The organism is Streptomyces wedmorensis (assembly GCF_000716445.1).
GTDB classification, from domain to species: Bacteria; Actinomycetota; Actinomycetes; order Streptomycetales; family Streptomycetaceae; genus Streptomyces; species Streptomyces wedmorensis.
Genome location: NZ_JNWK01000129.1, coordinates 1 through 5357 on the forward strand (window position 1 = coordinate 1; position 5357 = coordinate 5357).

The 5357-nt window shown below is 74.9% G+C and carries 1 protein-coding gene and 1 pseudogene; both read right to left on the reverse strand.

What is annotated here, in order from left to right:
* The coding region (locus OO54_RS42130; protein ID WP_157856616.1) for an SDR family NAD(P)-dependent oxidoreductase at nucleotides 1-4185 on the reverse strand (4185 nt) is incomplete at its 3' end.
* A 116-nt stretch (nucleotides 4186-4301) separates the two neighbouring features.
* Nucleotides 4302-5357 (reverse strand): annotated as a pseudogene (locus OO54_RS48495) (beta-ketoacyl synthase N-terminal-like domain-containing protein); the annotation flags it as partial.

The following is a 5357-nucleotide window of genomic DNA, read 5'->3' on the forward strand; positions in this document are numbered from 1 at the left end:
CAGCATGCCGACGCCCTCGGCCCAGCCCGTGCCGTCCGCCGCGGCCGCGAACGGCTTGCAGCGGCCGTCCACGGACAGGCCCCGCTGCCGCGAGAAGTCGACGAAGGCGTCCGTTCCGGTCATGACGGTCACACCGCCGGCCAGGGCCATGGCGCACTCGCCCGACCGCAGCGACCGCGCGGCCAGGTGCAGGGCGACGAGCGACGAGGAGCAGGCGGTGTCCAGCGTCACCGCCGGGCCTTCCAGGCCGAGGACGTACGAGACGCGGCCGGAGACGACGGCGTTGGACGAACCGGTGATGCGGTGCCCCTCCACCAGTTCGGGCGTCGCGTGCAGACGCAGCGCGTAGTCCTGGGTGTTGACCCCGGCGAAGACGCCGATGTCGCTGCCCCGGAGGGTCGTCGGGTCGATCCCCGCCCGCTCGAACGTCTCCCAGGACGTCTCCAGGAGCAGCCGCTGCTGCGGGTCCATCGCCAGCGCCTCGCGCGGCGAGATGCCGAAGAAGTCGGCGTCGAAACCGGCCGCGTCGTCGAGGAAGGCGCCTCGACGGGTGTAGGTCGTGCCCGGGTGGTCGGGGTCGGGGTGGTGGAGGGCGTCGAGGTCCCAGCCCCGGTCGGCGGGGAAGTCGGTGATCGCGTCGGTGCCCGCGGCGAGCAGCTCCCACAGGTCCTCGGGGCTGCTCACCCCGGCCGGGAAGCGGCACCCCATGGCGACGATCGCGATGGGCTCGTCCGCGGCGGCCGGCGTGCCCGTCGGGATGCCGGAGTCCTCGGACCGCGCGCCCACGAGTTCGGACCGCAGGTGTCGTGCGAGGTCCTGCGGGTTCGGGTGGTCGTAGAGGAGCGTCGCGGGCAGCCTGAGGCCGGTCGCGGCGCTCAGCCGGTTGCGGAACTCCACCGAGGTGAGGGAGTCGAATCCGAGGTCGCGGAAGGGACGGGACGCGTCGGCCTGGTTCCGGGCGGAGTGGCCGAGCACCTGCGAGGCGTGGCCGCCGATCAGGTCGAGCAGGGACTTCTCCTGCTCGACCGGACCGAGGGCGGCCAGCCGCCCGCCCCAGTCGTCGCCGTGCGCGGTGGCACCGCTCGCGACCGGCCGCCGGCTGGGGACGAGTCCGCGCAGGAGGGAGGGAACCGGGGCGGTACGGGACTGGGCGCGCAGCCCGGCGAGATCCAGCTCGGCCGGCAGGAGGAAGGATTCGGCGGCCCGGAGCGCGCTGTCGAACAGCTCCATGCCCACCGCGGCCGTGATCTCGGACATTCCGGTGCGGCGGTTGCGCAGCGCGTCGGCCTGGCCGAGATGTGCCGTCATCTCGCTGTTCCCGGCCCAGCCGCCCCAGGCGAGGGAGGTGGCGGGCAGCCCGGCCGCGTGACGGCGCCTGGCCAGCGCGTCGAGGAAGGCGTTCGCGGCCGCGTAGTTGCCCTGGCCCGGGTTCCCCAGCGTTCCCGCGGCCGACGAGAACAGGACGAACACCGCCAGGTCGAGGTCACGCGTGAGTTCGTCGAGCACCAGCGCCGCGTCCGCCTTGGGCCGGAAGACCGTGTCGAGACGCTCGGCGGTCAGGGCGGTGACCACGCCGTCGTCCAGCACACCGGCCGTGTGGATCACCCCGGTCAGCGGGGCGTCCGCAGGCACGGCGGCGAGCACACCGGCGACCGCCTCGCGGTCGGCCACGTCGCAGGCCGTGATCCGTACGCGGGCGCCCAGCGCGGCGAGCTCCTCCTCCAGCGCGTCCGCGCCCGGTGCCCGCGGCCCCCGGCGGCTCACCAGCACCAGGGATCCGACCCTGTGCTCCCGCACCAGGTGCCGGGCCACCAGCCGGCCGAGTCCGCCGGTCCCGCCGGTGATCAGCACGGTCCCCGCCGGGTCCAGCGCCCGGTCCCGCTCCGTCGTCACGACGGCCCGCTCCAGACGGGGCACCCACACGGCACCCGCACGGACCGCCGCCTGCGGCTCGCCGGACTCCAGGACGCCCGCGAGGACGCCCGCTTCGGTTCCGGCCTCGGTGCCGGCTACGGCTTCTGCTTCGGTGCCGGTTCCGGTGGCTGCTTCGGTTCCGGATTCGGTGTCGGCTTCGGCGCCGACCTCGGCTTCGGCTTCGGCTTCGGCGCCGACTTCGGCTTCGGCTTCGGCTTCGGCTTCGGCTTCGGTGTCGACGAGGACGATCCGGCCGGGGTGTTCGGCCTGCGCCGAGCGCAGCAGACCCCACGCCGCCGCCGCGGAGAGGTCCGTCGGTTCGTGGTCTCCGTGCACGGCGACCGCCCCGTGGGTGAGCACCGCCAACCGGGTCTCGTCCAGGGCGGGTTCGGCGAGCCATGCCTGGAGCAGGTCCAGGATCCGGGCGGTGGCCTCGCGGCCGCCGTCGGAGGGCGCGCCGCCGCGGAGGTCGGCCAGGAGCACCCCGGAGGGGGTGCGGGTCCCGGCCAGCGCGCGGACGTCGTCGGCGGTGTCCACCGCGGTCATCGCGGGCAGTTCCGCGTCCGGCGTCAGCGGGAGGCGCTCCCAGCCCACGCGGTACATCCGGTCGGCGGCCGCGCCCGGTGCCGACGCCGTGGGAGCCGGCGGCCGGAAGCGCAGCGACTCCACCGAGGCCACCGGGACGCCGGAAGCGTCGGCCAGCCGCATGCCGACGCTGTCGGGGCCCGTCGGGGTGAGGTGAACGCGCAGGACCGTCGCGCCCTCCGCCCACAGCCGTACGCCGGTCCAGTGGGAGGGCAGCGCCGGCAGATGTTCCGGCCGGACGTCGACACACGCGTCGAGCAGGGCCGGGTGAATCCCGAACCCGTCGACGCGGACCGCCTCGTCGGGCAGCGCGACCTCGGCGAAGACCTCCTCGCCCCGGGTCCACACGCCGTCCGCCTCGGCGATCGCGTCCCGCGGCGGCCACTGGGTCAGTTCGAAACCGGGGGCCGTGGTGTCGGGGGCGAGCCGCCCGGAGGCATGCCTGGTCCACGGCGAGCCCGGTCCGGCGTCCGCACGGCGCGCGTGCACCTGGAGGGTCCGTTCCCCGGACGCGTCGCCCTCGCCGACCTCCACCCGCAGGTGTACGCCGCCCTGTTCGGGCAGGACGAGCGGGGCCTCCATCAGCAGCTCGGCAAGGAGTCCGCAGCCGGCCTCGTCGCCGGCCCGCACCGCGAGCTCGACGAAGACCGCGGCGGGCACGCGCACGGTCCCGGCCGTCATGTGATCGGCCAGCCACGGATGCGTGCGGAGCGACAGACGTGAACTGAACAGCAGTCCGCCCGAGTCGGGCACCTCGACCATCGCGCCGAGCAGCGGATGATCGACGGCCCCGAGGCCCAGGCCCTCCGCGTCGACGACGCCTTCGGCGTTCTCCAGCCAGTAGCGCTGTCGCCGGAAGGCGTAGGTCGGCAGCTCCACCGGCCACTCCGCGCTCTCACCGAGCAGGGGCTTCCAGTCGACCGCCAGGCCGTGTACGTGCAGGGCTGCCAGGGCGGCCAGGGCCGCACGCACCTCGTCGTGCTCGCGGCGCAGCGACGGTACGAAGACGGTGTCGTCGCCCGTCAGGCAGTCCGGGCCCATCGCCGACAGCACGGCGTCCGGCCCCAGCTCCAGGCAGACGGAGACGCCGGCGCGCTCCAGCGCCCGCACGCCGTCGGCGAACCGCACGGTCGCCCGGACGTGGCCGACCCAGTACTCGGGGTCCGTGAGGAGCTCAGGGGCGGCGATCTCACCGGTCACGTTGGACACGAGGGGGATCCGCGGAGGCCGGAACGCCAGCTCCCCGAGCACGGCCCGGAACTCGTCCAGCATCGGCTCCATCAGCACCGAATGGAAAGCGTGCGAGACCGACAGACGCCGGGTCTTCACCCCCTGCGCCACCAGCCGCTCCGCGACGGCGAGGACTTGCTGCTCGACACCCGAGACCACGACGGAGGACGGTCCGTTCACGGCCGCGATGTCGACGCCCGATGTCAGGAGCGGGCGCACCACCTCCTCCGGCGCGGCGACCGACACCATCGCGCCGCCGGACGGCAGGGCCTGCATCAGCCGGCCACGGGCCGCGACCAGCGTCGCCGCGTCCTCCAGCGACAGCACTCCCGCCACGTGCGCGGCCGTCACCTCACCCACCGAATGACCGCCGACGAAGTCGGGGCGGACGCCCCAGGACTCCATCAGCCGGAACAGCGCCGTCTCCACCGCGAACAGCCCGGCCTGCGTGAACACCGTCCGGTCCAGGGCCCCTTCGCCCGCCCCGAACACGACGTCCGCGACCCCGTGAACAGGACGGCGAGCCGGCCGCCGTCCGCGCCCTCTCCGGTGACCACGCCTGATACGGCCTCGCCCCGCGCCAGCGCGTCGAGCCCCGCCAGCGCCTCGGCGCGGTCGTCCGCCACGATCACGGCGCGCTCCGACAGCGCACTCCGGGTCCCGACCAGCGCACGCCCGGTCTCCGCCAGGCCCACCTCCGCACGGGCCGACAGGAACGACGCCAACTCCCGTGCCTGTGCGGCGAGTCCCTCGCGTCCGCGCGCCGAAAGCACCAGCGGGACCGGGCCGGAGAACTCGGTCTCGGCCGTCGCCGCAGGCGCCGGTTCCGGGGCCTGCTCCAGGATCACGTGGGCGTTGGTGCCGCTGATCCCGAAGGAGGAGACGCCCGCGCGGCGGGGCCGGTCGAGCTCGGGCCAGGGCCGGGCCTCCGTCAGGAGCTCGACGGCACCGGCGGTCCAGTCGACCTGCCCACCGCGTCCACATCGGCGGACCGGAGGCCCGCGTTGGCCAGCGCCGTCCGGACGACCGCCTGCTGGGAGGGGCCGTTGGGGGCGGTCAGGCCGTTCGAGGCGCCGTCCTGGTTGACGGCCGTCCCGCGCACCACGGCCCAGATGCGGCGGCCGTTGCGCACCGCGTCCGACAGCCGCTCCAGGAGGAGGACGCCTGCGCCCTCGGACCAGCCGGTGCCGTCGGCCGCCGCCGCGAAGGACTTGCAGCGGCCGTCGGGCGCCAGGCCGCGCTGGCGGGAGAACCCGACGAAGGAGCTGGGCGAGGTCATCACGGTCACGCCGCCCGCGAGGGCCAGCGAGGACTCGCCGGACCGCAGGGACTGCGTCGCCAGGTGCAGGGCCACCAGCGAGGACGAGCAGGCCGTGTCGATGGTCACGGCCGGGCCTTCGAGGCCGAGGAAGTACGAGATGCGTCCGGAGAGCACGCTGCCCGCGCCGCCGGTCAGCAGGTAGCCCTCGACACCGTCGGCGTCGTCGCCGGAGCCCTGCCCGTGTCCGGCGGCGTAGTCCTGGTGCATGGCGCCGGTGAAGACGCCGACCGGCTTGCCCCGCAACCCGGCAGGATCGACACCCGCCCGCTCGAGGACCTCCCACGACGCCTCCAGCATCAACCGCTGC